This window comes from Mucilaginibacter sp. OK283 (assembly GCF_900110415.1).
In the GTDB taxonomy this organism is placed as follows: Bacteria; Bacteroidota; Bacteroidia; order Sphingobacteriales; family Sphingobacteriaceae; genus Mucilaginibacter.
Window position 1 is genome coordinate 200,758 of the sequence record NZ_FODR01000001.1, and the last position, 23,574, is coordinate 224,331.

Sequence of the window (23,574 nt, forward strand, 5' to 3'; positions counted from 1 at the left end):
GCTCAGATACTAAAGTGTCGCGGCAATTTGAAGAGGAAAATGGCATAAATTGCTCAAAAACATAGCGTTGAAAATCTGTCGCTCATAAGCCTGTAATTATGATGAACGAAGCATATTCCCCATTCCGGATCAGCGGACTTTACAACTTAACAAAAGGATGAAAGCACAGATCCTAAAACTCCAGCTCCAACAATACCGGGCAATGATCGGAATGTTTGGCTTCGGGTAAAATGGCGGCCCGTTTGATATTGGCTTCCAGTTCTGTACTGGCCATGGCGTAATCAATGCGCCAGCCTAAGTTTTTGCCGCGCGCGCCAGCCCTGAAACTCCACCAGGTATAGTTATGGGGCTCTTTATTTACATGGCGGAAGGTATCTATAAAACCACCTTCGATAAATTTTTCCATCCATTCGCGCTCTTCGGGCAAAAAGCCGGATGAGTTGGCATTTGATTTTGGATTGTGGATATCAATAGGGCGATGGCAAATGTTATAATCGCCGCAAACCACCAGGTTAGGGATCTCTGATTTTAAGAGGGTTAAATACCGGCCAAATTCATCCAGGAAACGGTATTTAAAAACCTGGCGTTCATCGCCGCTTGAGCCGGATGGGAAGTAAGCGCTCATGACCGATACCTCGTCAAAATCAACGCGGATACAGCGCCCCTCGCGGTCAAAATCGGGGATGCCACAGCCGTATTCAACATGCTTGGGCAGTTGTTTAGTAAATATAGCGGTACCACTGTACCCTTTTTTTTCGGCCGGGAACCAGTAGTGCTGATAGCCCATCTGGTCAACCAGCCCCAGGTCGGTAAGTACATCAGGCGTAGCCTTAATTTCCTGCAGGCAAACTACATCGGCATCAGTAGCCTGTAGCCAGGCCAGCCAGTTTTTGCTTATTGCCGACCGGATACCATTAACGTTATAAGTGATTATTTTCATGTCGGATTTGGGATGTTCGATTTCGGATTTAAAATTAAGATTAGTAAAGCGTACAATTTTAGATTTTTTATTTCATCAATCGTTCACATCTAATGATAATTCAAAAAATAAAAATCCGAAATCGAACATCCCACATCCGAAATCAAGAACCCTGGCTCAGCAGCTTATCCAGTTGCTTACACTCTTTTTTACTTAGTACGTCTACCTTCATCGGGATATCGGTAAGCGGCCGGTCCCTGTCGTCTTTTTTTACTGCGGCAATATGGTCAACCATATCAAAGCCGGTCACAACCTCGCCGTAAACGGTGTAACTATGATCAAGTTGGGCTGTACCGCCAACTGTTTTATAATATTCGCGTTGCCAGGCAGGTATTTTATGACCTTTTAGCCGTCCGTTTTCCAGCGAATCCATTTTGGCATCGCTAAGGCGTTTGCCCTCCACAATATAAAACTGGCACCCGCTTGATGCCTTTTGGGGGTTATCATCGCGGGCGGCAGCCAGTACCCCGCGTTTGTGAAACAAGCTATCCCTGAATTCGGCAGGGATGGTGTAGCCCACATCGCCATTGCCCAATTCGGCACCGGGTTTGGCTTTGGCCGGGTTTTTAGAATCCGGGTCGCCCCCCTGGATCATAAAATTCTGGATCACCCGGTGAAACAATACACCATTGTAAAAACCCTTTTTTGCCAATTTGATAAAATTATCACGGTGCAAAGGGGTCTCGTTATACAGCCGGATAATTACGCTCCCGTAAGTAGTGCTGATACGCACGTACTGGTTTTTGGGAGGCTTTGCAAAGGCAATGGCAGTTATAAATAACAGTAAGGTTAGGGTAAGGAGTTTTTTCATATGTCGTCTGAATCAGAGTTTTCCGAATTTAAGAATTAGCAGAATATTGTCTGAACCTGAATTTTTCACTTGGTGTTTGTTTTAAAAGGTGTTCAAGAGGGTTACGCCGTTCGTCGAATTTAGGAAATTACAGAATTTCTGGAATAATAATCACAATAACCGATAATCTAATTGAAATGAGTAACAACTGTATTTGAATAACAACGATTGCTTCACTAACCACTCACCTAATTAACCCAATCAACCATTCACCACCTATATCACCCCCAGCTCTTCAAAATAAGTGATGATTAATGACTTTATGAGCATTTCCTGCTCCAACATGGTATAATTAGGAATAACTTTAACAAGTTTCCAGTGCGGCCAGCCATCCTGGTCAAGGCCTTCCAGTTCGTAAAAACCCATCATGCTCATGAGCTTACAGTTGGCAATATGCATCAGTTCTTCTTTCTGACGTTTGCTGAATTTGCGCGGCCCCTGGCCAAGTTCCTGAACGCCAATTAAAAACAATAGTACTTTTATATCGGGTTTCTCGTTATCAAAATCTTCGGCAATACGGTTTTGCAACGCACCCCACTTAATATTAATTTCTGCCGGTTTCATATCAGCAAAGATAGCTTAGTTCATGGTTGATGGTTCATTGATCATGGCAAAATGTTATCAACGTAATAGACTCCGGATCGCCATATGGTTTTTTGTTTGATCAAACGCGGATATGAGGAACAGGCAACAGGCGAAGCGGCCATGATCTATGAACCATCAACCATGAACTTATCACAATTGTTACAATGTTGCATTAAATTGCCCGTTTAAATGCTTACTTTTGCTATATCCTGCAAAAAGGGTGTTGACGTGAAGAAAAACAAGGTAAATATCATTTACTCGTGGCTGTTGCTGGTTTGCTTTATTGCAGGGCAGTATATGGTTTATACACACCAGCATCATTTGTTAAATGGTATTTCAAAATCGGTATCTATATCCAATACCCATCCACAACAAACGGTTAAAGAAAAATGCGATATGTGCGATGCCATGCACCACAACTTCGCGGTAGTTGATAATGCTTTATATGCAACGCACCAAACAGCGGTGATGCATGTTTTTAAGGCTTGCGACTATGATTTTGTAAACTTTTCGCTGGTACTGGCTGCCGGTCGTGCCCCGCCGGTGCTTTCGTAACAATTTCATCCTGTTATCATTTTTTACGAAGAAAGCCGTTTTATGAGCGGTATTTTATTGATTTACACTCCATTCTTGTTATGAAATTAAAGCTGATTAGCTTCTATATATTATTATTTTTAGGTTTTGGTGCACAGGCACATATTGCCCCCCATATTCTTAAAAACTTGCCCGAAGATGTTGTCGGGACATTATCCGGCACCATTACCGATAAGGCGGACGGCAAACCCATTATTGGCGCTACTATTACCATCCCCGATTTACGTAAAGGCGCAGTTACCGGTGCAGATGGCAAGTATACGTTTAACAATATCCCTAAAGGCATTTACCTGGTACAGGTAAGTTATATTGGTTACCTAACCATCAACCAACGCGTTGATTTTTCGAAAACAAAGGTGTACGATGTAAAAATGCAAACATCATCTGTTGAAGCCGGCGAGGTTGTTATAACCGGCGTAAGCAAGGCCACCGAAATAAAGCGCAGCCCCGTGCCAATGCTGGCTGTTGGTAAGGCCTATTTAGAGCAGCGTGCGGCATCGGGCAATATTATTGACCAGATAGCTACGCTGCCGGGTGTAAGTGCCGTTACAACAGGGCCAAACGTATCTAAACCCTTTATTCATGGCCTGGGGTATAACCGGGTAATTACGCTGATGGATGGCATACGCCAGGAAGGCCAGCAATGGGGCGATGAGCACGGCATTGAGGTTGACCAAAACTCGGTTGACCGTGTGGAGGTAATAAAAGGCCCGGCCAGTTTAACCTACGGTTCGGATGCCATTGGCGGGGTGGTGAATTTGATTTCGCCGTCACCAGTTCCCGAAGGCACTATAGCCGGTTCGGTGCAAGGGATTTATGGCACCAACCAGGGCTTGTTGAACGGGTCGTTCCGTTTGCAGGGCAATCAAAATGGCCTTGTATGGGGAACTGTTGTATCGGCCAAAGAGGGCAAAAATTACCAGAATCAGCACGACGGCCGGGTTTATGGTACCAACTATAAAGAAAAGGACGCCCGTGTAATGGTGGGCTTAAATAAATCATGGGGTACGTCGTACCTGAACGCCTCGGTATTTGACGACGAGCAATCCATCCCCGACGGCAGCCGCGATTCATTAACCCGGCAGTTTACCCGCCAGATAACCGAGGATGATGCCTTCCGGCCCATAGTACCCCAATCTGTGCTAAATAGTTATACGATTCCTACCCTGCACCAGCATGTGCAGCTGTACCGAATTTACAACAACAGCAACTTCAGGCTGGGCGATGGTAACCTGGTTGTAAACCTGGGCTACCAATACAGCCACAGGCGTGAGTATACCCACCCCCAGGCTGGTGATATTGCAGGGCTTAACCTGCATTTAACTACTTATACCTATGATGTTAAATACAACTTTAACCTGGGGAACGATTATGAAACTACGTTGGGCATCAATGGGCAATATCAAAATAATACTATTGGTGATGCTACCGATTTCCCTATCCCGGCATATCACCAGTTTGACATAGGGCCGTTTTTTGTAGTAAAGAAAAGCTATGGCAAGCTTGATCTGTCGGCGGGCGCAAGGTTTGATAACCGGTCATTTAGCAGCAGCGCCGCTTATGTGGATACTCTGGGTGCAAATGGTTTTCCGCAGTTATATACCGGCGCAAACCCAACATCTACACCAAATGTAAAAACACAGTTTGATGCTTTCAATAAAACTTTCCGGGGTTTTTCGGGCAGTTTTGGCGCTACTTACAATGTATCTGACGCATTTTTAGTAAAGGCGAATATTTCGCGTGGTTTCAGGGCGCCAAGTATTGCAGAGATATCGGCCAACGGGCCAGATCCGGGCTCGCAGATTTACCATATCGGCGATAAAAACTTTAAGCCGGAGTTTAGCTTACAGGAAGATATAGGCACGTTTTTAACGCTGCCCAATGTAACAGCCAGTATTGAATTGTTTAATAACGATATCTCCAATTACATTTACCAGCAACAGATCTTAAATCCGGATGGCAGCCCGGTTTACACCCAGGGTTACACTACATTTACCTATGTACAAAGCAAAGCCCGTATTTATGGCGGCGAGGTAAATGTAGATTTACACCCTATTTCGTGGTTGCATTTTGAAAATGCTATGAGCCTGACCTATGGCGAAAATAAAGGTAACGGGGGGGCTGTTGCCGATAGTTTGAAATACCTGCCATTTATACCGCCACTGCATACCCACTCTGAACTGCGGGGCACCCTCAACGGCGGTTTTGGCGATTTCAAGAACCTATACGTATTTGTTGGTTTCGACCACTACAGCGCCCAAGGCCGTTTCTTTTCGGCTTATGGAACAGAAACCTATACGCCGGGCTATAACTTGTTAAGCGCCGGTTTTGGTGGCAATATTGTGAACAGGGCAGGTCAACCGATAATTAAATTATTTATTGAAGGTACCAACCTGGCCAACGTTAATTACCAATCAAACATGAGCAGGCTAAAGTATTTTGATAATCCAACCGTACCACAGGGCGTTCGTCCCGGTATTTTTAACATGGGGCGTAACATCAGCTTTAAAGTGGTAGTTCCGTTTGGGTTTAATGCCGGGAAGAAATCTTAAACTCGTTTTAACCCCAAAGTCCATTTACAAAACAAAGGCGCACTATGCAGGTAAATCCTGGTAGTTCGCCTTTGTTGTTTTAATTGAATTGATGTGGTAGCAACTATTAATCCTGCGTAACTGGCTGATGGTGTTCATGACAAGCTTCGGCACAAACCAGGCAGGCCTGGGCACATTGTCGACAATGATCGTGGTTATATTTACCGCATTCGGCTGCGCAAAGGCGGCAAATTTCTTCGCATAACACCAGGTACTGATGAGCTATTACCGAATCCCGCTGTAACAGGCGTGCGGCCAGGGCGCAAATATCGGCGCAGTCTCGGTCCAGCCGGATGCAGTCTGTCATCATTTGTACATCGTCTTCACTTAAACACGCTGTTGCACAGTTTTCGCATGCTGCTACGCAATTCAACAACTTTTGAATGATTGCGCTATGATCGTGATTTTCCATATCTGTATTTGTTATCGTGTTTAATAACAATACCGGTAGGGCGATAAATGTTTTGAGGGATTTCAATTGCGCGGAAAACCCATGCTCAAATTAAATCTCTCAAAACAAAACAGGCCGCTTCGTTTACCGAAGGGGCCTGTTTTTATAATATTTGAATTTTTATTTATTATTGCTGATCTGGCTCGTCAGATGGGGTGCCAACAATTTTGTAAATGGTATCGCCATTGTTGTTTTGGCTTTCCTGGTAGTAATAACCGTCAGGAGAGACAAATAATTTTTCGCCATTGATCTTGATCTTGCGGCAGTCGTCTGGCAACTGAGTAACAATATCGCCAATTTGCGGGCCTTGCTGTACATCGCCGTTACCACCATTATCGGTATTCAACTCTCCATCTTTACCGGCTATTACGTATACCTGGGTGCCATCATCTTTTGTATAGGGCTGATAGTATACACCATTTGATTCATAATACTGCTCGCCGTTAATCATAATAGATTTTGCATCCGATGGTAAGTTTTTAACTTCGGCACCAACAGGTGGCTCAACCACAGTATACTGATCATTATATTGACGGTAGTATAAACCATCGCTATAAAAGTATTGGTAATCGCCATACCAGAATGGATAGTATCCGTAAGGCAGGAAACCTATGCTAAAGCCTATACGAGGGTAATAGTACGAGTAATAGTAATTGTGGTATGGGTAATAAACATGGCTGCCAAAGTAACCACCACGGCCACCATAGCGATAAGCGCTACCGGTATAAACCCTTCGTCCATAACCGCCCGAGCCGTTATAATAATTGCCGCGGCCACCATTATAAGCACGCCTGTCAATACTATTATAACTGCGGGTACCGCTGTATACACGTTGGCCGCCACCGTTAATGCTGCTGCGCTGAGGCGCAATAGCCACATTGTTTGATCTGTTACCATAGCCATAATTGCCACGTTGGGGCGCAATTGCCTGGCTGCCACGGTTAATGTTGCCGTTGCCGCTAAAACCACGTGAAGGAGGGGCTACCGAAACTCCCTGATTGCCGCCGCCATTGAATGACGGGCGTGCAACACCAATGCTGCCACCCCCCGATGGACGTGACACACTGACACTGCCGCCACCACCGCCGCCGGATGACCGGGAACCGCCGCCACCGCCACCGCCGCCAGATCTTTGGCCGCCGCCACCGCCACCACCTCGCTGTGCGTTTGCGGTAAACGCTAAAGACAAACTCAATAAGCCGGCTAAAGCGAATGAAAATAAATTTTTATATGTCCTTTTCATGATTGAAAGATTTTTAACTGTTCGGCAGGTTTCCCCGCCTTGTATAGAGATATAGACTAAAAAATGTTTAAACGGTTTAATTGATGTTTAATAATAATTTATATAATAATGCAAAAAACGAACCAATAAAAAAATTATCTATACAACAACCTCAAAATCGCCTTTTTATTGCTTTGTGCTTACTAATTTAAAGTCTCGGCAATTAATAAAAACGGTTCATCAAAGTTCAAGGTAAAAAAACCATCCACAGTTGTTTGGTACCTGTTTTGGCCTTTATCCAGCAAGCCGATGTATTTAAGTGCCCTTGTTGGCGACAATAATTCAATTTGCTCATCTGCCGGTTTCCACTTGCTGAAACCCGACGTTACCGGATAAATTTTTTGCCGGGCGTTAAAAATAACCAGGTTAATTTTATCGGCATAAGGCAAAAAATCACTCAGCTCCAGGTCGTCGGTTATCACGTTAACAGCGGGATAGTTATTAATCGTAAGGAACTTTAGCGCTGCCTGTGTTATATTGCTGTTTCCGGCAGCGATCAACCTCACATCAGACTGGGTGAAAACCGCTCCGTCATCATCAGTAATAATCCAATCTATTTTAATACCAAAACTGTTCAGCTTTTCGGCGGTGTCTGGGGTTGTTATCACCGTCGGACTCCACTCCAGTAATTGCCCCAGCAGTTCCTCCTCAAAATTATCTATCCCCAATACAAGTAAAGCAGGCTCCTGTTTCTCGCGAACGATATGATGCGACGACATTTGATAAAGTTAAGGCGAATAAATGAATATTGGATGAAAAGAAACCGGCCTGAAATGTTAAATTATCACATTTAACATTTCAGGCCGGGTAAACAGGTTATTTGCCCAAGCCATCGGGCTGAAAATCCAGCGATATCGAGTTCATACAAAAGCGCTTGCCAGTAGGTGGTGGCCCGTCGTCAAAAATATGGCCCAGGTGCGAATCGCAGCGCGCGCAAATAACCTCGGTACGCTGCATGCCCAGGGAGTTATCTTCTTTATAAATCACGCTGTTTTTACGCACTGCCTGGTAAAAGCTGGGCCAGCCACAATTGCTGGCAAACTTGGCATCCGACCGAAAAAGTTCGTTACCGCAAACGGCGCAAAAGTAGGTACCCCTGGCATTTTTGTCCCAATATCGGCCCGTAAATGGCCTTTCTGTAGCCTGTTCACGTGCAGTGGCATATAAAGCAGGCGACAGGATCTTTTTCCACTCGGCATCGCTCACAGCTAAATGTTTGGTATCGGTATTGGAGTAATAGGGGTTGTTCTCGTGCCCTTTGTTTGATTTTAGATGTTGGGCATTGGCGCCACATGCTGTGCCGATTAAAATGGCAAATATTATTAGTGCTAATCTCATTTTTTTAATTTCCCTTTAAATACACTCCTGAATTTTTCCAGTTCGGGCTGTATCACATATTTGCAATAAGGCTGCTCGCCATTTTGGTTAAAATAGTTTTGATGATAATCTTCGGCTTTGTAAAATACGGTATAAGGATTTACCTGGGTAACTATTTTGTTGGGATAAACCTTTTCGGCATTCAGCTTATTAATGTAGTATTCGGCTTTTTGTTTTTGGGCCGCGTTGTGATAAAATATGGCCGAGCGGTATTGCGTACCTACATCATTACCCTGGCGGTTAAGCTGTGTTGGGTCATGCGCTACAAAAAACGCTGCTAACAGTGCATCATAAGTTACTTTAGCCGGATTATAAATAATGTTGCAGGTTTCTGCATGGCCGGTTGTGCCGGTGCAAACCAGCTTATAACTGGGGTTGGCCACGTGGCCGCCTGCAAAACCAGATACAACTTTTACAACACCCTCTATCTGTTGAAACTTGGCCTCGGTACACCAGAAACAGCCGGTGGCGAAAGTGGCGGTATCAAGTTTGAGCGCGTTTAATTTGTTGGGTTTAATGATAGGCCGGGCAAACACCGATGCCCCGGTAATGATGAATAGTAGGAATTGAAATGTTATTTTTTTCATGTTTTAATTGATCGGTGCAGCTTTTGTTTCTGCTGCTAATGTTACTAACGTAAAAACCTGATGCTTGGTAACTATGTAGTCGGGAATTCGGGGATATCCTTACAGATTTTTACTCAAAGGTGATAATTTGTTAACAAAGCCAGATACAGATGCAAATTTAAAATGACGCAGTAAGGGCGTCTTTAATTTCTCAGCTTTTAAATCGATGCGCCCTCGTTTACTATAAAAAATAAGGTAATTTATTTGCAACCATTATTTCAGTAAAAAGCACTTCGCGGTGTACTTATGAAGGAGTGCACGGTTTTAATCTGAGATCCACGATTATCCCGGATTGGCAAGTTATAACTTTAACAACTCGTCATTTAAATAGCGAAAATCCGGCCTCGATAAAACATCCTGCGCCATACATGCATCCCTGATAATACCAACCTTTGCCAGGGTTTGGTTGCTTGGTTTGTTACTTAAACTAAGCAAATCGTCAAGCAGGCAGCCAAACGCCCTTACCTCAAGCCGTTCAAGTGCCGGGCCTATGTAGCTATGGTTTTTATCATAAAAGGAAGCAGCTCCAAAATCGCCAAACAGCGTGTTTGCATCATCATCAATCAGGGTGTTGTGGGCGTACATATCGCTGTGCATTATGCCCCTGTCATGTAACTGGAGCGCAACGGATGCAATTGTGGCAGCAATTTTGACTATTTGCCGGGTTGTGAGTGAAAGGGTTTCCTTAAAAACATCGCGGGTGCAGGTTTGTAAACTCGGAGGCAGGCCGAGGTTATAAAAAGATGGAGGGATTAACTCCATTACCAGGCCTTTTTTACCTTCGGGGTGCCCTTTTATTTGCCCCAACAGTTGTACCAGCCCGGGGTGAACATCAGCGGCTATGCAAGCATCCATTTCATCGTCGGGCGAGCCATCGCTGGTAACAGCACCTTTAAAAATTTTTATGGCTACCTCTTGCATTGCTGTCGCGTTGCGCCAGGTAGCTTTGTGTATAACGCCAGATGCGCCTTCGCCAAGGTGCCCGTTCAATTCCAGGTCATCCCAATGGATAAGATCAAGGGGCTGTACAGCGGGAATGGTACAAAAAGGGTTTCCGGAAAATGCCAGCCACGAAAGCCTGGGCATACGTAAAAGCCATTGGGGCAATTCACTTAGCCTATTGGCAGAAATTCGCAGTAACTCCAGATTGATGCAGTTACTAAGCTCCCATGGTAACGCGGTCAATTGATTGCCGGCAAGCATCAGCTTTTGCATCCTTTTGCAGTTGCCAATTGCGGCAGGCAAATCTGTAATGCTGTTGTTGGTGAGTATTAGCCAGCGCAGGCTGGCATTGAGTGATTTTGCAGAAACGGTAGCTATTTTGTTTGATTTAAAGCCTGCAATATCCAGCAGTGGGCAGTCGGCCAAAACTTCAGGTAAAATGGTAAACCGATTTTCTGAACAGAAAAAGATTTTCAACTTTTTCAGCCTGCCAAAATCTGCAGGTAGTGCGCTGATGTTGTTATGGGATAGGTCAAGCCTTTCTAAAGTATCTGCCAGGTCGAATATTTCTTCCGGGAAATGCGACAGTCCTTCTGTAAGCGTAAGTGAAGTGGCACCTTTTAGTTCGCCGTTTTGTAACTGTAATAAAGTTTGCATGACAGAGTTTCCTTAAAACAGCCCCTCAATGATATTGGCGGCAGATAGGCCCTCCGCTTCGGCGTGGTAACTGCGCACAATACGGTGGGTTAAAATAGGTTTGGCAACGGCTTGTACATCCTCAATATCGGGTGAATATTTTCCGTTGATAACGGCATGGCATTTGGCGCCAAGTATCAAAAATTGTGATGCCCTTGGGCCGGCGCCCCATGTTAATAAACGGTTTACCTGCGGCGTGGCAAACTGGGTATTGGGGCGGGTTTTTGATACCAGCTTTACAGCATATTCCATCACATTATCGGTAACCGGAATGTTGCGTACCAGTTGCTGAAAATAAATGATCTGCTCGGCGTTCAATATTTTTTTAACATCGGCCTTTAAGGTGCTGGTGGTGTTTTTAACAACCTGCAATTCCTCTTGAAACGAGGGATAGTTTAATGCCACATTAAACATAAACCTATCCAGTTGCGCTTCGGGCAGGGGATAGGTACCTTCCTGTTCAATGGGGTTTTGGGTGGCTAATACAAAAAATGGCTGGGCCAGTTTATGGGTGATACCGGCGGCTGTAACCGCTTTTTCCTGCATGGCCTCTAATAAAGCGGCCTGCGTTTTGGGTGGGGTACGGTTTATCTCATCGGCCAGGATAATATTGCTAAAAACTGGGCCTGGTATAAATTTAAAATTACGGTCTTCGCCTAAAATTTCAGACCCTATGATGTCAGACGGCATCAGGTCGGGCGTAAACTGGATGCGTTTAAAATCGAGGTCTAATACCTGCGATACCGTTTGTACCAATAGCGTTTTGGCCAAACCGGGTACGCCTACCAGTAAACAATGGCCGTTACTAAAAATAGATATCAGCACAAACTTTACCACCTCGTCCTGCCCGATTATTACTTTGCCAATTTCGGCACGTATTTGCTGGTAGGCCAGCTTTAAAGCATCTGCGGCTTCTACATCAGAGCGGTGTGGCATAGGTTATATATTATTTAGCTTGGGCAGTTGTTGTTACAGGAGGTGTTAACCACTTTTTCAATATGTCGCAAGTTTGATATTCAGGGTCAATTTTGATGAACGTTTGTTTACGGCGTTTATCAAACCATTGGTTTACTACCCTTGTGTTTTTATCCTGGTAAGCAAAATCTTTCAGCTTAGGAAAATCCTGCGCAAGGTTGGCTTTGTGTGCATCGGTTGCTGATTTAAGGTATAGTATTTTATAGCTCTTTTTACCATCGGCGCCGGTAAATATATCGGGTTTAGATATACTGCCAACTTTCATGGTATCAACAACCAGGGCAACTTTAGGGTCAAGCTTATCAGTAGGAATAAAGGTTGTGCGGGTTTGTACGTTTTCGGCGTTCAGCATCATACCGCCGTTAAATTTGGTTTCTTTGTCGTCCGAATAAAAATTCGCGGCAGCAGAAAAATCAAGATCTTTTTTATGCGCTATCATCAGCGTATAAATACTATCGGCTTTTGCTTTGGCCCTATCCAAGCTGGCTTGGGTAGTAGCCGGCGATATCAGGATGTGCCTTACGTGTACCTGCTCGCCACGGCGCTCAATAACCTGTAAAAAGTGAAAACCAAAGTCGGTTTCAAACACGGGCGAAATCTCTCCGGCTTTAAGCTTAAAGGCATTGGCAGTAAATTCTTTTACAAATGTAGTACGATCGGCAAAACCAAGGTCGCCACCTTCAACTGCCGATTGCGGATCTTGCGAGTACAAACGTGCTAAAGTTCCAAAATCTTCGCCTTTTTTTACGCGGGCAAGCAGTTCTTCGGCTTTTTCTTTATATAGTTGTTTTTCTTCTTTACTTAGTTTGGGCTGAAAAACAATTTCGCCAACCTCAACCTCTTTGTTGAATGAAGGCAAGCTATCCTTAGGCATTTTGTTAAAATAATCTTTAACATCCTGTGGGGTAACATTTAGCTTTTCGGTTATTTTTTGCTGCATTTTTTGAGCAATCATTTGCTCTTTCATGTCGGGGCGAATCTCGTCCTTGTACTGAATTATTGATCGGCCTAAAAAGGCTTCCAGTTTATCCTGGCCACCTGCACGCTGCATCATTTCGCGCATACGGCGGTCAACACTGGCGTCAATATCATCATCTTTTACATCGATACTATCAATAACGGCTTGTTGCGCCAATAGCTTTTGTGTTAATAACGATTGCAGTATCTGGCATTTTACAGCCGGATTTGGCTGCATACCCTCAACCAGGTAACGGGCGTATGATAGTTCAATATCCGACAATAAAATAGGGCTGTTGCCAACAATTGCGGCAATTTTATCTAATGTTTTTCCTGGTGTTCTGGCCGTGTTGGTATCTGGTTTAGCTGCTGTGGCATCTAATGTAACTTGTGCCTTTGCAACTGATATTATGGATATAAACCCTAAAACTAATAACCCTAACTTTCTCATGTAATGCTTTATGTACTAAATAAAACGGAAATAACAATTCCGTTAAAACTTCAAATTTCGGTAAAATTTATTAATTATAGCGGCACAATTAAACTGAATAAAAAACAGCGTATTAAGCCGGTAGTCTTTAGTTTAAAGTCAGAGGTCGAAACACGTCTTTTTTTTGACTTGAAACTTAGTACTTCGGGCTTCAGGTTAAGGCCATGCTATAATTGTGCTAATATGGTTATAATGCTTCAAACGGTTTAACTACTTTTGGTTAAAATTTGTTAAAGTGAAAGTTGAAAACCCGGTTGCCCTACGCTTTATTTTACAGGATGAGCTTTATTTGCTAAAAGCAGATAAAGCCATGTATGAAAACTTTGCAATAGCCCAACCCGAAATTGAAAGTATTGCTCCCGCTGTAATCGTTGCTGCATCGCCCTTGCCAATAACCAAACAACCGGAACCAGCAGTTCAATCACCCGTACCTGAAGTTAAAACGCCTGTAATAAGTTTTAATTATTTAGGTAAAAACTTAAAACGTTTTTTGGTACTGGTACACTATCCCGAATTGGAATTTATTGATGATGCCCACTTAGCCGCACTTACCAATATTATTAAGCGGAAGGATTTAAGTATAGACGATATTGTAATTTTAAACCTGGCCAGGCATGCCACTGTGCAATATAATGAACTGGTTAATTTTTTTAAACCAGCCAGGCTGTTGGTGCTGGGTAAAAATGCAATGCCACAAGGCATAGCCCCGCTGGCGTTAAATGCTCCCAGTACCTTGGGAGATATTGCAGGCTTATATAGCTTTAGCTTTGGCGAAATGATGGATAACGTAGAGCATAAGAAAGCTTTTTGGGAACAAATGAAAACGCTATAATTTGACGATTTGAAAATGGGGTATCGTAAAAACATCATCTTCAAATTCTCAATTTTTCAAATTGATTCAATATGACGGAATTAGTATTCGCTACCAACAATCGCCACAAACTCGAAGAAGTAGAAGCAAAACTTCAGGGTAAAATTAAGCTGCTTACGCTTAACGATATTGGCTGCTATGATGATATTGAAGAAATCGGTACTACTTTTAAAGTAAACGCTTCTATTAAAAGCCAATACATTTATAATAAGTATAAACTGAATTGTTTTGGCGATGACAGCGGACTTGAAATAGATGCCCTGAATGGCGAACCGGGCGTTTATTCGGCCAGGTACGCTGGCGAACATGGGAATCATGCCGCCAATATTAAACAGGTACTGGATAAATTAAAGGACGAAACTAACCGAAAGGCAAGGTTCCGTACTGTGATATCATTAATGTGGGCTGGTGAAGAATATTTTTTTGAGGGAACGGTTGAAGGAACTATCCGCACGGCACCCAGCGGAACAGACGGCTTTGGATACGACCCAATATTTGAACCCGATGGCTACGCTATAACCTTTGCCGAAATGACTATGGACGAAAAAAACCAGATAAGCCACCGGGCGAAAGCCATGGAAAAACTCATTGGTTTTTTAAGCATTGCTTAAAAAAAATATTCTCAGTTAACTTTCGTAACCTTAATGGCCTGTTATCCGTAAAATAGTGCTATAAGGAATACATCTATGAATCTTATTTATAAAATCAGCCACTCGTTATTCTCAAAAGATACCGACCACCGTTTTGCCAAAAGCCTTAAAAACGTTAAAGAGGCAGACCTGTTAGTTGCATCCATTAACCAGCGTTTATTCGAAATTGATAAGCAGCTTAAATCAAACACGGTTAAGTATAGTTAAGCTTTTGGCAGGGTTTATGCTTATATGCATTAAATAACTTTTGTCATGAAAAATGTACTAAAAACACCGATAGCGATCCTATCCCTTATCTTTTTGTTTGCGGCTTGTTCAACCCCGCAAAGTGCAACTACAACTAACGTATCCCGGGGTAAATTCACCGGCACCTGGACATTGAATAACGTAAGTTACCAGGGCCTTGTACAAGGCGCTGTTCAAAACGTATTTGACCAGGCGGCTCCCGAAGCATTTGTTGGCAGTACCTGGAAATTAACCAATAGCGGAAATGGTGTTTATACCATGAGCAACGGTACTTCGCAAACTATATACTGGTCGGTTTATAACGGGGGCACCACAGGTACGCAATTCCAATTTAAGAAAATTTACCAGGGCGATAAGCCTAAAAACGTAGCAGAGGGCTATCGATTGGATATTGCCAGTAACGATGGCAAGTCGATGGTTCTAAAATCGGCTGTTGATGTAGGCGGAACCAATGGGTATATCATTTATTCATTCACTAAAAATTAGGCGAAAGGATAAAGGTAAAAGGCGAAAGGTTGCCTTTACGAAAAAGGGGGCAAGCACAATTTACAGTGTGCTTGCCCCTTTTGATTTTTTAACTAATTGGCTGCTTTTGCCTGTTACCTTCGCCCTTTCACGTCAAAATTATTCTGCCGACGTAAACTTCAAACAAACGGGATTGCCGATATCTATTTTAATACCTGTTTGGGTTAGCTTACCTGTATTTTGGTCTATTTTAAATACAAACATACTGTCACTGCCCTGGTTGGCTACAACCATATAGTTACCCGATGGGTCGATGGCAAAATCGCGCGGGTTTTTACCGTATGTTGATTGGCGCGATACAAAGGTAAGTCCGCCGGTTTCCTGGTTAACCGCGTAACAAATAATTTCGTTAGTCTCTAAACGGTTTGATACATACAGAAAGCGGCCATCAGGCGATAGGTGGATAGCTGCGGCAGCTGTTTTGCCGGTAAAGCCATCAGGTAGTAAAGTTATTACCTGCTTCTGTTTAAACTTGCCATTGTCATAATCAAACACAAATACATTCGACCCCATTTCGGTTGCCAGGTAAACATGCTTTTTATCCAAAGAATATTCCAGGTGACGGGGGCCTTCGCCGGGAGTAACGCTTACAAAAGTTGGATCGGTTAATGGAGATTCCTTACCCGGGCGGTAACGATAGATGTTTATCCTATCGGTACCCAAATCATTATAAAACAGGTATTTTTCATCTGGCGACAATATGCTCATATGGGCATGCGGGCCTTCCTGCCGTTCTTTGTTGGGGCCTTTGCCGTCTTCGTTACGTACAGTTTCAATGCCGTTGCCAAGTGAACCGTCCTTATTAACAGGCAGTACAGCAACCTGCCCGCTTGAATAATTGGCTACAAACACATTCTTTTGTGCTTTGTCCACAGCAATGTAACATGGGTCGGCACCTAACGATGATTGTTTGTTAATGAAATCTATTTTACCTGTTTTGGCGTCAAATGAAAATGCGCTTACCTCGCCTTTGGTAATTTCGTTTACGGCGTAAATAAATTTATTGTTTTTGCTGATGGTGAGGTACGATGGGTTGGTAACGCCATCTATCTGGCTTAAATAAGCCAGTTTGCCGCTTTGGGTATAAAAGCGGTAAACCATAATACCCTTACTGGTACCTGTTGTATACGTACCTACAACCAAATCAAATGATTTGGGAATTGGCTTTTTATCCTGGGCGTAATTAAACAAAGGCGATAGCATCGCTATGATCAAAAGAACTTTTTTCATGTGGGTACAAATTGATTATGGAGCGCAAGTTAACAAAATAGACAAAAAAAACGCCCCGATGTTTAGCGGGGCGTTTTATAATTATTTTATCAGGTGTTTAAGCTGGATAATCTCGCTTTCTTCCAAATGGCGGTAGCGGCCGCGTGGAAGATCTTTTTTGGTGAGATTGGCATAAACCACCCTGTCAAGCTTTACAACCTCGTAACCAAGGCTTTCAAAAATGCGGCGTACCACACGGTTTTTACCGCTGTGGATTTGGATGCCTACTTCGCGCTTTGATGCACCTGCAACGTACGATACCGAATCGGGTTTAATTAAGCCGTCTTCCAGCTCAATACCATAGGTGATCTTATTCAAATCGCCTTGAGATAAGGCTTTACTTAATTCAACCTGGTATAGTTTGCTGATGTTGCTGCGTGGGTGCGATAATTTATCGGCAAGGTCGCCATCGTTGGTCATTAATAATAACCCGGTGGTATTCCTGTCTAAACGGCCAATTGGGTAAATACGCTCTTTGGTTGCTTTTTCAACCAGGTGCATTACGGTGCGACGTTCCTGAGGGTCTTCGGTAGTGGTAATATAATCCTTTGGTTTATTTAACAAAACGTAAACCATTTTTTCGCGACGCAAGGTTTCGCCGTTATATTTGATCTCGTCCTTACGGGGATCAATTTTGGCACCCAATTCATCAACAACCACACCATTTACCGATACCACACCTGCAATGATCAGTTCATCGGCCTTACGGCGAGAACAGATGCCTGCATTTGATATATAGCGGTTAAGGCGGATAAGGCCGTCATCCTTAGTTTTGGTCTCCGCTGGTTTTTTACGGCCACGCATGGTCCTTTCGGGCGCGCTGGTATCTTTGGTTATTTTATCGTAAGTGGGCTTACGCTGTGGCTTGTCGGCATTATAAGCCGGTTTATCTTTTGAAAAACTGCCTTCGCGTTTCTTAAATCCGCCTTCGGGCCTTTCACCAAATTTTTTATCTGTCGATCTTTCTGCGCCTGCACCAAAGCTTCTTTTGGGCTTATCGCCAAAATCGGTGTTTGATGTGCGGGTGCGTGGAGATGAGTATGGTTTCTTTTCGCCGGCACTGCTGCCGCCAAAGTTTCTTTTGGGTCTTTCTTCACCTTCGCCAGAGGTTGGACGGCCAGAGTAGGGCTTTCTTTCGCTGCTGGCGGATGAGCCTGCACCGAAGCTTCTTTTTGGCCTGTCTTCAAAATCGCCGCCTGTTGGCCTGCCAGAGTATGGCTTGCTGCGTGGCGAAAAGCTTTTTTTATCGCCGGATGAAGCACCGTCTCTAAAGTTACTTTTAGGTCTGTCGTCACCTGCCGCAGGTCTGCCTGAATATGGCTTTGATCTGCCCGACGATTTTTTGTCGCCAGATGATGCGTTGTCCCTAAAATTGCTTTTGGGCTTATCGTCGCTGAACCTGTTGCTTTGGAATGGTTTATCCGGTCTGGATAGTTTTTTCTTTTCTCCGTCCGGAGTGGCTTTACCTTTTGCGGTTGCCGGTCTTTTTGGCTTATCGTCGCCTCTTGAGCTTCTGCCAGTTGATTTTCCTGGCCTGTCATCGCGACTACCTGTTGGTCTCTTAAATACCATATTTTTTTGTTTAGCGCTTTCGCAGCGTGAGGGTCAAAGTTACGCTTTTTTGGCACACTTTAATTAAAAAAATCAAAAAAATGTCAGCAAACAAAATCACGGTTTAAACGGTTTTAAACACAGTTTTTGAACCGAAAACCCATGCTAAAAAAGTTGGCAAAATCCTAAGTATTTGATTATGTGATTTGTATGACATACCTTTGCAGCACATTTTACCTAATGTATAGTTAATGATAAAAAAAGAAATGATTAAAAAACACTTACTTACGTGCTCCGTAATCCTGGTGCTGGCCCTCATTTCAAAGCTTAATATCTACAGCACAACAATTGCTGAAACGGTTGCAAAACCGGCCAAATTAAGCCATCGGACCTCGAAATTTATTTTTATTAAAAGCACTGCGGCTACCTATAGTTTTGCCGATGAAGCTTTACCTGTTAACGATGCCAGGGTTACCAAAAAACTCAATAAATCGCTTAGCCAACATTCGTTTAAAAGTGTTCAGTCAACCTTGCTGCACCGCAAGGCCGAAGCGCTGTTCCCTATTATTGAGCCCATTTTAAAGTTTTATGGCATTCCTGATGATTTTAAATACATCCCGTTGGTTGAATCGGGCCTTAAAAGCGGCACTTCATCAAAAGGGGCATCTGGCTTATGGCAGTTTATGGCGGGTACCGCGCGTACTTATGGCCTAAAGGTTGGTCATGGTGTTGATGAACGCCAAAATGTGCGCAAATCAACAATAGCAGCCTGCAAGTACATCAAAGAACTGTATGGTGAATTTAACAGCTGGACGCTGGCTGCCGCCGCTTACAACAATGGCTCCATTAAAATGGAACGCGCCATTAATAAGCAAAACGAAGATAATTACTTTCGCTTAAGCCTCAACCGCGAAACCGGTTCATACATCTACAAGCTTATTGCCATGAAAGCAATTATCGAACAGCCAAAAAAGTTTGGGTACAAGGATTACATTGTTATCCCACCCACAACACAACTGTTAGCATTTAATTAGTGAATTGGTGGGTTAGTGAATTGGCGATTGAAGTAATCTTTTTTAAATCAATAATTCAAACACTCAATAATTCAATAATTAAAATTTTACGGAGCACTTGAAAGCCGATCTTCCTGGATGGAGGATCGGCTTTTTTTATGTTTTGCTATTCAATAATATACTTGCTCAATATCATAGTAAATTGATCATTGAGTCTGCTGCTTTAGGCTTTCTGCCTTAAGCTCTCTATAAAAACAAGTTTAAAAAACAGCGGTTACATTAGGGCTGTTATTTTTAGGTCAAATAACGTTTTGGGTTGTTGCATATCTTATAAAGCATCAGCTTTTTACATATATTTGCGAAAAATATTAGTATAGTTGGCGGGCATTTTTAAACCGGCTAAACGGTATTGTTTTTAAAAATACATATGATTGAAAAAACCATCGACCTGGGCGAACAAAGTGAAGTTGAAGTTTACGGGGCCAGGGTACATAATTTAAAAAATATTGATGTTTCTTTTCCGCGCAACCAGCTGGTGGTAATTACCGGCTTAAGTGGCAGCGGCAAATCGTCACTGGCATTTGATACCATTTATGCCGAGGGGCAGCGCCGTTATATGGAAACATTTTCGGCTTACTCGCGCCAGTTTATGGGTGGTATGGAGCGGCCGGATGTAGATAAAGTATCGGGCTTAAGCCCGGTTATTGCTATTGAGCAAAAAACAACCAGCAAAAATCCACGATCAACAGTGGGGACAATTACCGAGATTTACGATTTTATGCGTTTGCTTTTCGCCCGTACCGGGGATGCCTATTCCTACACAACCGGCGAGAAAATGGAACGGATGAGCGAAGATCAGATCCTGAAAACCATTACCGAAAAATTCGACGGTCAGCCCGTGAACATCCTGGCCCCAGTTGTAAAAGCCCGCAAGGGGCATTACCGCGAGCTTTTTGAATCTATCCGCAAGCAAGGCTACCTTAAAGTATGGATTGATGGCGCCATGGCCGACGTTGAACCCAAAATGCAGGTAGACAGGTACAAGATACACGATATTGATATTGTGGTTGACAGACTGGTGGTGACCGAAAAGGATAGCAAGCGTTTATACACCTCGGTACAAACGGCGCTTAAAATTGCCAAAGGCATTATTCGCGTGGGTGATAAGGATGGTAACGTAGCTTATTATAGTAAGTATTTGATGGACCCGGTTTCGGGTATCTCATACGATGAACCGCAGCCAAATACATTCTCGTTCAACTCGCCTTATGGTGCCTGCGAAAAATGTAATGGTTTGGGGTATATTTTTGAGGTTGATGAAGCATCGGTTATCCCTAATCCTAAGCTGACCATCATGAATGGCGGCCTGGCCCCGATAGGTGAATACCGGGAAACCTGGATATTCCAGGTGCTGAAGGCGCTGGCTAAAAAGTATGAGTTTTCATTAACCACCCCGATAGAAAAATTAAGCCGCGATCATTTAGATATTATATTGAATGGGGCGCCCGATACCATCAGTGTTTCTGTTGAGTACAATAAATGGAATGTTCAAAGTTATACCATCACTTTTGATGGTATTGTACGTATGCTGGAAGAGCAGCAGGAGCGCCGAAACGATGAGGGTATGGACGATATGGAAAATTATCGTGTACTGAAAACCTGCCCGGTTTGTGAGGGCGCAAGGCTGAAGAAAGAATCGCTGCATTTTAAGGTAGATAACAAAAATATATTTGAGCTGGCCTGCATGGATATCAATCACCTGCAGGAATGGTTTAACGGCCTGGAAGACAGGCTGAGCGAACGCCAGAATGTTATTGCCAAAGAGATCCTGAAAGAGATCCGGGCACGTATTGTTTTCTTGTTAGATGTTGGCTTGAGTTATTTAACGCTTGATCGTACGGCCAAAACGCTTTCGGGTGGTGAAGCACAGCGAATCCGTTTGGCCACGCAGATAGGCTCGCAGCTGATGAATGTTATGTACATTTTAGATGAGCCGAGCATTGGCCTGCACCAACGCGATAACGAGCGCCTGATTAACGCCCTCAAAAACCTGCGCGACCTGGGCAATACGGTTTTGGTGGTTGAGCACGATAAAGATATGATACTTGAAGCCGACCATGTTATTGACATGGGGCCGGCAGCCGGCGTACACGGCGGGCAGATTGTTGCGCAAGGAACACCTGCACAGCTGATGAAAGAACATACGCTCACTACATCCTATATCAATGGCGAGCGTTCTATCGCTATACCTGAGAAACGGAGAGAGGGCAACGGAAAAACACTAAGCCTTAAAAAGGCAACCGGCCATAATTTAAAAAAGGTTTCTGTTGATTTTCCTTTAGGTAAATTAATTGGTGTTACAGGGGTATCCGGCAGCGGTAAATCAAGTTTAATTACCGAGACGCTATATCCTATATTAAACCATCATTTTTTCAGGGCCAAAAAGCATCCGTTGCCTTATGAAAAAATTGAGGGTTTGGAGAATATCGATAAAGTGATCGAAATAGATCAAACGCCTATCGGCCGTACGCCGCGATCGAACCCGGCCACTTATACCGGTGTGTTTTCAGATATCCGGAACCTATATGTTGCACTGCCCGAGTCGAGGATCAGGGGGTATAAACCCGGCCGTTTCTCATTCAACGTAAAAGGGGGCAGGTGCGAAACCTGCCAGGGTGCAGGAATGAAAGTTATCGAGATGAACTTTTTACCTGATGTGCAGGTACCTTGTGAAGAATGCGGCGGCCGCCGGTACAACCGCGAAACACTGGAAGTGCGCTACCGTGGTAAATCCATCAGCGATGTGCTGGATATGAGCATTGAAGATGCCACGCCATTTTTTGAGCATATCCCATCGATATACCGCAAGGTAAAAACATTGAATGATGTTGGCTTAGGTTACATTACTTTGGGCCAGGCATCCACTACACTATCTGGTGGCGAGGCGCAACGTGTAAAGCTGGCTACCGAGCTATCAAAAAAAGATACCGGCAACACTTTTTACATTTTAGATGAGCCTACCACAGGATTGCATTTTGAAGATATTAACGTGCTGTTAGGTGTGCTTTATCAACTGGTTGATAAAGGCAATACGGTTTTGGTAATTGAGCATAACCTGGATGTAATTAAAGTGGTTGATCATGTTATCGATCTTGGCCCCGAAGGCGGTTCTGGCGGCGGTAAAATTCTTTTCAGCGGTTCCCCCGAAGGGTTGTGTAAAGTGAAGGAAAGTTTTACAGGTCAGTTTTTGAAAAAGGAAATGGGGATAAAATAAAATAGCGATATATTGTGGATAGAAACTAATGCAGATCGAAATGAAAAAGAGCGGGGCCATTCTATCCACAGTTTTTGTCCTGCTTGTTGCAGTGGCAGCGCTGGCTTTTACATGGACACATCAGGATGAAGATCGTTTTCTTAGTTACCGGGTAAACCCCCAAAAACACGAACTGAAACTTTATTGGAAGGGTGATAGAAATTCGAATTTCGGCAGTATCCAAAACCTTAAGCTTTGGCTTGAAAATAATAAGCGTAAGGTGGTATTTGCCATGAACGCTGGGATGTACAAACCGGATGGATCACCGCAGGGGCTGTACATCGAAAATAAAAAAACATTAGCGCCATTAGATACGTTATCAGGTAATGGTAATTTTTACCTGAAGCCTAACGGCGTTTTCTATCTTACAACAACCAATACCGCGGTCGTTTGCAACACAGCCTCGTTTAAAGATAGTGGTGATATCAAATACGCCACCCAATCAGGGCCGATGCTGGTAATAGGCGGTCAAATTCATCCATCATTTAAAGCGGGGTCAGCAAACCTGAATATCAGGAATGGCGTTGGCATTTTACCCACCGGCGAAGTTGTTTTCGTTATCTCTAAAGTGCCTGTTAATTTTTATGATTTTGCAGCGTATTTTAAAAATATAGGCTGTAAAAATGCCTTGTACCTGGATGGTTTTGTTTCGAGGGCTTATTTGCCCGAAAAGAATTGGATGCAGACAGATGGGAGCTTTGGGGTGATGATTGGGGTAACTGAACCTGAATAATGTTTTTG

General features: G+C 43.5%; 22 protein-coding genes. 9 read left to right on the forward strand and 13 right to left on the reverse strand.

Annotated features, from left to right (window positions below; genetic code table 11):
- Nucleotides 1–172 precede the first annotated feature (172 nt).
- The 3 genes from BMX56_RS00995 to BMX56_RS01005 form a co-directional block, all read right to left on the reverse strand.
- The gene (locus BMX56_RS00995) at nucleotides 173–940 is read right to left on the reverse strand and encodes an exodeoxyribonuclease III (RefSeq protein WP_090638585.1); all 768 of its coding nucleotides are present in this window, start codon (nucleotides 938–940) and stop codon (nucleotides 173–175) included.
- Nucleotides 941–1,082: 142 nt separating this feature from the next.
- Entirely contained in the window at nucleotides 1,083–1,790 is a 708-nt protein-coding gene (locus BMX56_RS01000) for a peptidylprolyl isomerase (RefSeq protein ID WP_090638590.1), read from the reverse strand.
- Between the two features lie 255 nt (nucleotides 1,791–2,045).
- Nucleotides 2,046–2,393 carry a hypothetical protein gene (locus BMX56_RS01005; RefSeq protein ID WP_090638594.1) on the reverse strand — a complete coding sequence of 116 codons (348 nt, stop codon included), beginning with the start codon at nucleotides 2,391–2,393 and terminating at the stop codon, nucleotides 2,046–2,048.
- Nucleotides 2,394–2,603: 210 nt separating this feature from the next.
- On the opposite strand from BMX56_RS01005, the gene BMX56_RS01010 reads away from it, so the two are divergent.
- Together BMX56_RS01010 and BMX56_RS01015 are read left to right on the forward strand one after the other, a co-directional pair.
- The gene (locus BMX56_RS01010; protein WP_090638598.1) at nucleotides 2,604–2,969 is read left to right on the forward strand and encodes a hypothetical protein; all 366 of its coding nucleotides are present in this window, start codon (nucleotides 2,604–2,606) and stop codon (nucleotides 2,967–2,969) included.
- A gap of 80 nt (nucleotides 2,970–3,049) precedes the next feature.
- Entirely contained in the window at nucleotides 3,050–5,560 is a 2,511-nt protein-coding gene (locus tag BMX56_RS01015) for a TonB-dependent receptor (protein WP_090638602.1), read from the forward strand.
- A 106-nt stretch (nucleotides 5,561–5,666) separates the two neighbouring features.
- On the opposite strand, the gene BMX56_RS01020 is transcribed toward BMX56_RS01015, so the two are convergent.
- The 8 genes from BMX56_RS01020 to BMX56_RS01060 all read right to left on the reverse strand — a co-directional run bounded on the left by BMX56_RS01020 (nucleotide 5,667) and on the right by BMX56_RS01060 (nucleotide 13,356).
- Nucleotides 5,667–6,011 (reverse strand): four-helix bundle copper-binding protein, encoded by a 345-nt coding sequence (locus BMX56_RS01020; RefSeq protein ID WP_090641567.1) that lies wholly within the window; start codon nucleotides 6,009–6,011, stop codon nucleotides 5,667–5,669.
- 166 nt (nucleotides 6,012–6,177) lie between these two features.
- A complete protein-coding gene (locus BMX56_RS01025; protein ID WP_177183676.1) occupies nucleotides 6,178–7,293 on the reverse strand; it encodes a DUF6515 family protein in 1,116 nt (371 codons plus the stop codon).
- A gap of 182 nt (nucleotides 7,294–7,475) precedes the next feature.
- Nucleotides 7,476–8,051, reverse strand: coding sequence for a hypothetical protein (locus tag BMX56_RS01035; protein ID WP_090638616.1), 576 nt, complete (start codon nucleotides 8,049–8,051; stop codon nucleotides 7,476–7,478).
- A 97-nt stretch (nucleotides 8,052–8,148) separates the two neighbouring features.
- On the reverse strand, nucleotides 8,149–8,670 hold the full coding sequence (gene msrB / locus BMX56_RS01040; RefSeq protein ID WP_090638619.1) for a peptide-methionine (R)-S-oxide reductase MsrB: 522 nt from the start codon (nucleotides 8,668–8,670) through the stop codon (nucleotides 8,149–8,151).
- Nucleotides 8,667–9,296: a peptide-methionine (S)-S-oxide reductase MsrA gene (gene msrA, locus BMX56_RS01045; protein ID WP_090638623.1), complete on the reverse strand. Its 630-nt coding sequence runs from the start codon at nucleotides 9,294–9,296 to the stop codon at nucleotides 8,667–8,669. Before msrA ends, msrB begins: the two co-directional genes overlap by 4 nt.
- 339 nt (nucleotides 9,297–9,635) lie before the next feature.
- Nucleotides 9,636–10,934, reverse strand: coding sequence for a leucine-rich repeat-containing protein kinase family protein (locus tag BMX56_RS01050; protein WP_090638628.1), 1,299 nt, complete (start codon nucleotides 10,932–10,934; stop codon nucleotides 9,636–9,638).
- Between the two features lie 12 nt (nucleotides 10,935–10,946).
- Nucleotides 10,947–11,909: an AAA family ATPase gene (locus BMX56_RS01055; protein WP_090638634.1), complete on the reverse strand. Its 963-nt coding sequence runs from the start codon at nucleotides 11,907–11,909 to the stop codon at nucleotides 10,947–10,949.
- 10 nt (nucleotides 11,910–11,919) lie between these two features.
- Nucleotides 11,920–13,356 carry a peptidylprolyl isomerase gene (locus BMX56_RS01060; protein ID WP_090638639.1) on the reverse strand — a complete coding sequence of 479 codons (1,437 nt, stop codon included), beginning with the start codon at nucleotides 13,354–13,356 and terminating at the stop codon, nucleotides 11,920–11,922.
- Between the two features lie 274 nt (nucleotides 13,357–13,630).
- On the opposite strand from BMX56_RS01060, the gene BMX56_RS01065 reads away from it, so the two are divergent.
- From BMX56_RS01065 to BMX56_RS01075, 4 genes are all read left to right on the forward strand, one after another.
- A complete protein-coding gene (locus BMX56_RS01065) occupies nucleotides 13,631–14,227 on the forward strand; it encodes a hypothetical protein (RefSeq protein WP_090638644.1) in 597 nt (198 codons plus the stop codon).
- A 71-nt stretch (nucleotides 14,228–14,298) separates the two neighbouring features.
- A complete protein-coding gene (locus tag BMX56_RS01070; RefSeq protein WP_090638650.1) occupies nucleotides 14,299–14,877 on the forward strand; it encodes a non-canonical purine NTP diphosphatase in 579 nt (192 codons plus the stop codon).
- A 75-nt stretch (nucleotides 14,878–14,952) separates the two neighbouring features.
- Nucleotides 14,953–15,123, forward strand: a complete 171-nt coding sequence (locus BMX56_RS29990; RefSeq protein ID WP_177183677.1) for a hypothetical protein — start codon at nucleotides 14,953–14,955, stop codon at nucleotides 15,121–15,123.
- A 45-nt stretch (nucleotides 15,124–15,168) separates the two neighbouring features.
- Complete coding sequence (locus BMX56_RS01075) at nucleotides 15,169–15,648, forward strand: hypothetical protein (RefSeq protein ID WP_255369741.1); 480 nt, start codon at nucleotides 15,169–15,171, stop codon at nucleotides 15,646–15,648.
- 138 nt (nucleotides 15,649–15,786) lie between these two features.
- Here the strand turns inward: BMX56_RS01075 and BMX56_RS01080 are convergent, their stop codons facing one another.
- Together BMX56_RS01080 and BMX56_RS01085 are read right to left on the reverse strand one after the other, a co-directional pair.
- A complete protein-coding gene (locus BMX56_RS01080) occupies nucleotides 15,787–16,917 on the reverse strand; it encodes a lactonase family protein (protein WP_090638656.1) in 1,131 nt (376 codons plus the stop codon).
- Between the two features lie 81 nt (nucleotides 16,918–16,998).
- On the reverse strand, nucleotides 16,999–18,528 hold the full coding sequence (locus BMX56_RS01085; protein ID WP_090638659.1) for a pseudouridine synthase: 1,530 nt from the start codon (nucleotides 18,526–18,528) through the stop codon (nucleotides 16,999–17,001).
- 230 nt (nucleotides 18,529–18,758) lie between these two features.
- Between BMX56_RS01085 and BMX56_RS01090 the strand changes: the two genes are divergently transcribed.
- From BMX56_RS01090 to BMX56_RS01100, 3 genes are all read left to right on the forward strand, one after another.
- Nucleotides 18,759–19,541 (forward strand): lytic transglycosylase domain-containing protein, encoded by a 783-nt coding sequence (locus BMX56_RS01090; RefSeq protein WP_255369742.1) that lies wholly within the window; start codon nucleotides 18,759–18,761, stop codon nucleotides 19,539–19,541.
- A gap of 406 nt (nucleotides 19,542–19,947) precedes the next feature.
- On the forward strand, nucleotides 19,948–22,794 hold the full coding sequence (uvrA, locus tag BMX56_RS01095; protein WP_090638662.1) for an excinuclease ABC subunit UvrA: 2,847 nt from the start codon (nucleotides 19,948–19,950) through the stop codon (nucleotides 22,792–22,794).
- Between the two features lie 40 nt (nucleotides 22,795–22,834).
- The gene (locus tag BMX56_RS01100; RefSeq protein WP_090641575.1) at nucleotides 22,835–23,566 is read left to right on the forward strand and encodes a phosphodiester glycosidase family protein; all 732 of its coding nucleotides are present in this window, start codon (nucleotides 22,835–22,837) and stop codon (nucleotides 23,564–23,566) included.
- The last annotated feature ends 8 nt before the right edge of the window (nucleotides 23,567–23,574 follow it).

What these genes read in the sequence shown, in the direction of transcription:
- BMX56_RS01020 (WP_090641567.1), bottom strand. Translation starts at nt 6,011, where the DNA reads ATGGAAAATCACGATCATAGCGCAATCATTCAAAAGTTGTTGAATTGC.
- BMX56_RS01000 (WP_090638590.1), bottom strand. Translation starts at nt 1,790, where the DNA reads ATGAAAAAACTCCTTACCCTAACCTTACTGTTATTTATAACTGCCATT.
- BMX56_RS01055 (WP_090638634.1), bottom strand. Translation starts at nt 11,909, where the DNA reads ATGCCACACCGCTCTGATGTAGAAGCCGCAGATGCTTTAAAGCTGGCC.
- uvrA (WP_090638662.1), top strand. Translation starts at nt 19,948, where the DNA reads ATGATTGAAAAAACCATCGACCTGGGCGAACAAAGTGAAGTTGAAGTT.
- BMX56_RS01100 (WP_090641575.1), top strand. Translation starts at nt 22,835, where the DNA reads ATGAAAAAGAGCGGGGCCATTCTATCCACAGTTTTTGTCCTGCTTGTT.
- BMX56_RS01035 (WP_090638616.1), bottom strand. Translation starts at nt 8,051, where the DNA reads ATGTCGTCGCATCATATCGTTCGCGAGAAACAGGAGCCTGCTTTACTT.
- BMX56_RS01080 (WP_090638656.1), bottom strand. Translation starts at nt 16,917, where the DNA reads ATGAAAAAAGTTCTTTTGATCATAGCGATGCTATCGCCTTTGTTTAAT.
- BMX56_RS01060 (WP_090638639.1), bottom strand. Translation starts at nt 13,356, where the DNA reads ATGAGAAAGTTAGGGTTATTAGTTTTAGGGTTTATATCCATAATATCA.
- BMX56_RS01085 (WP_090638659.1), bottom strand. Translation starts at nt 18,528, where the DNA reads ATGGTATTTAAGAGACCAACAGGTAGTCGCGATGACAGGCCAGGAAAA.
- BMX56_RS29990 (WP_177183677.1), top strand. Translation starts at nt 14,953, where the DNA reads ATGAATCTTATTTATAAAATCAGCCACTCGTTATTCTCAAAAGATACC.
- BMX56_RS01005 (WP_090638594.1), bottom strand. Translation starts at nt 2,393, where the DNA reads ATGAAACCGGCAGAAATTAATATTAAGTGGGGTGCGTTGCAAAACCGT.
- msrA (WP_090638623.1), bottom strand. Translation starts at nt 9,296, where the DNA reads ATGAAAAAAATAACATTTCAATTCCTACTATTCATCATTACCGGGGCA.
- BMX56_RS01015 (WP_090638602.1), top strand. Translation starts at nt 3,050, where the DNA reads ATGAAATTAAAGCTGATTAGCTTCTATATATTATTATTTTTAGGTTTT.
- BMX56_RS01050 (WP_090638628.1), bottom strand. Translation starts at nt 10,934, where the DNA reads ATGCAAACTTTATTACAGTTACAAAACGGCGAACTAAAAGGTGCCACT.
- BMX56_RS01090 (WP_255369742.1), top strand. Translation starts at nt 18,759, where the DNA reads ATGATAAAAAAAGAAATGATTAAAAAACACTTACTTACGTGCTCCGTA.
- BMX56_RS01075 (WP_255369741.1), top strand. Translation starts at nt 15,169, where the DNA reads ATGAAAAATGTACTAAAAACACCGATAGCGATCCTATCCCTTATCTTT.
- BMX56_RS01070 (WP_090638650.1), top strand. Translation starts at nt 14,299, where the DNA reads ATGACGGAATTAGTATTCGCTACCAACAATCGCCACAAACTCGAAGAA.
- BMX56_RS00995 (WP_090638585.1), bottom strand. Translation starts at nt 940, where the DNA reads ATGAAAATAATCACTTATAACGTTAATGGTATCCGGTCGGCAATAAGC.
- BMX56_RS01010 (WP_090638598.1), top strand. Translation starts at nt 2,604, where the DNA reads ATGCTTACTTTTGCTATATCCTGCAAAAAGGGTGTTGACGTGAAGAAA.
- BMX56_RS01025 (WP_177183676.1), bottom strand. Translation starts at nt 7,293, where the DNA reads ATGAAAAGGACATATAAAAATTTATTTTCATTCGCTTTAGCCGGCTTA.
- msrB (WP_090638619.1), bottom strand. Translation starts at nt 8,670, where the DNA reads ATGAGATTAGCACTAATAATATTTGCCATTTTAATCGGCACAGCATGT.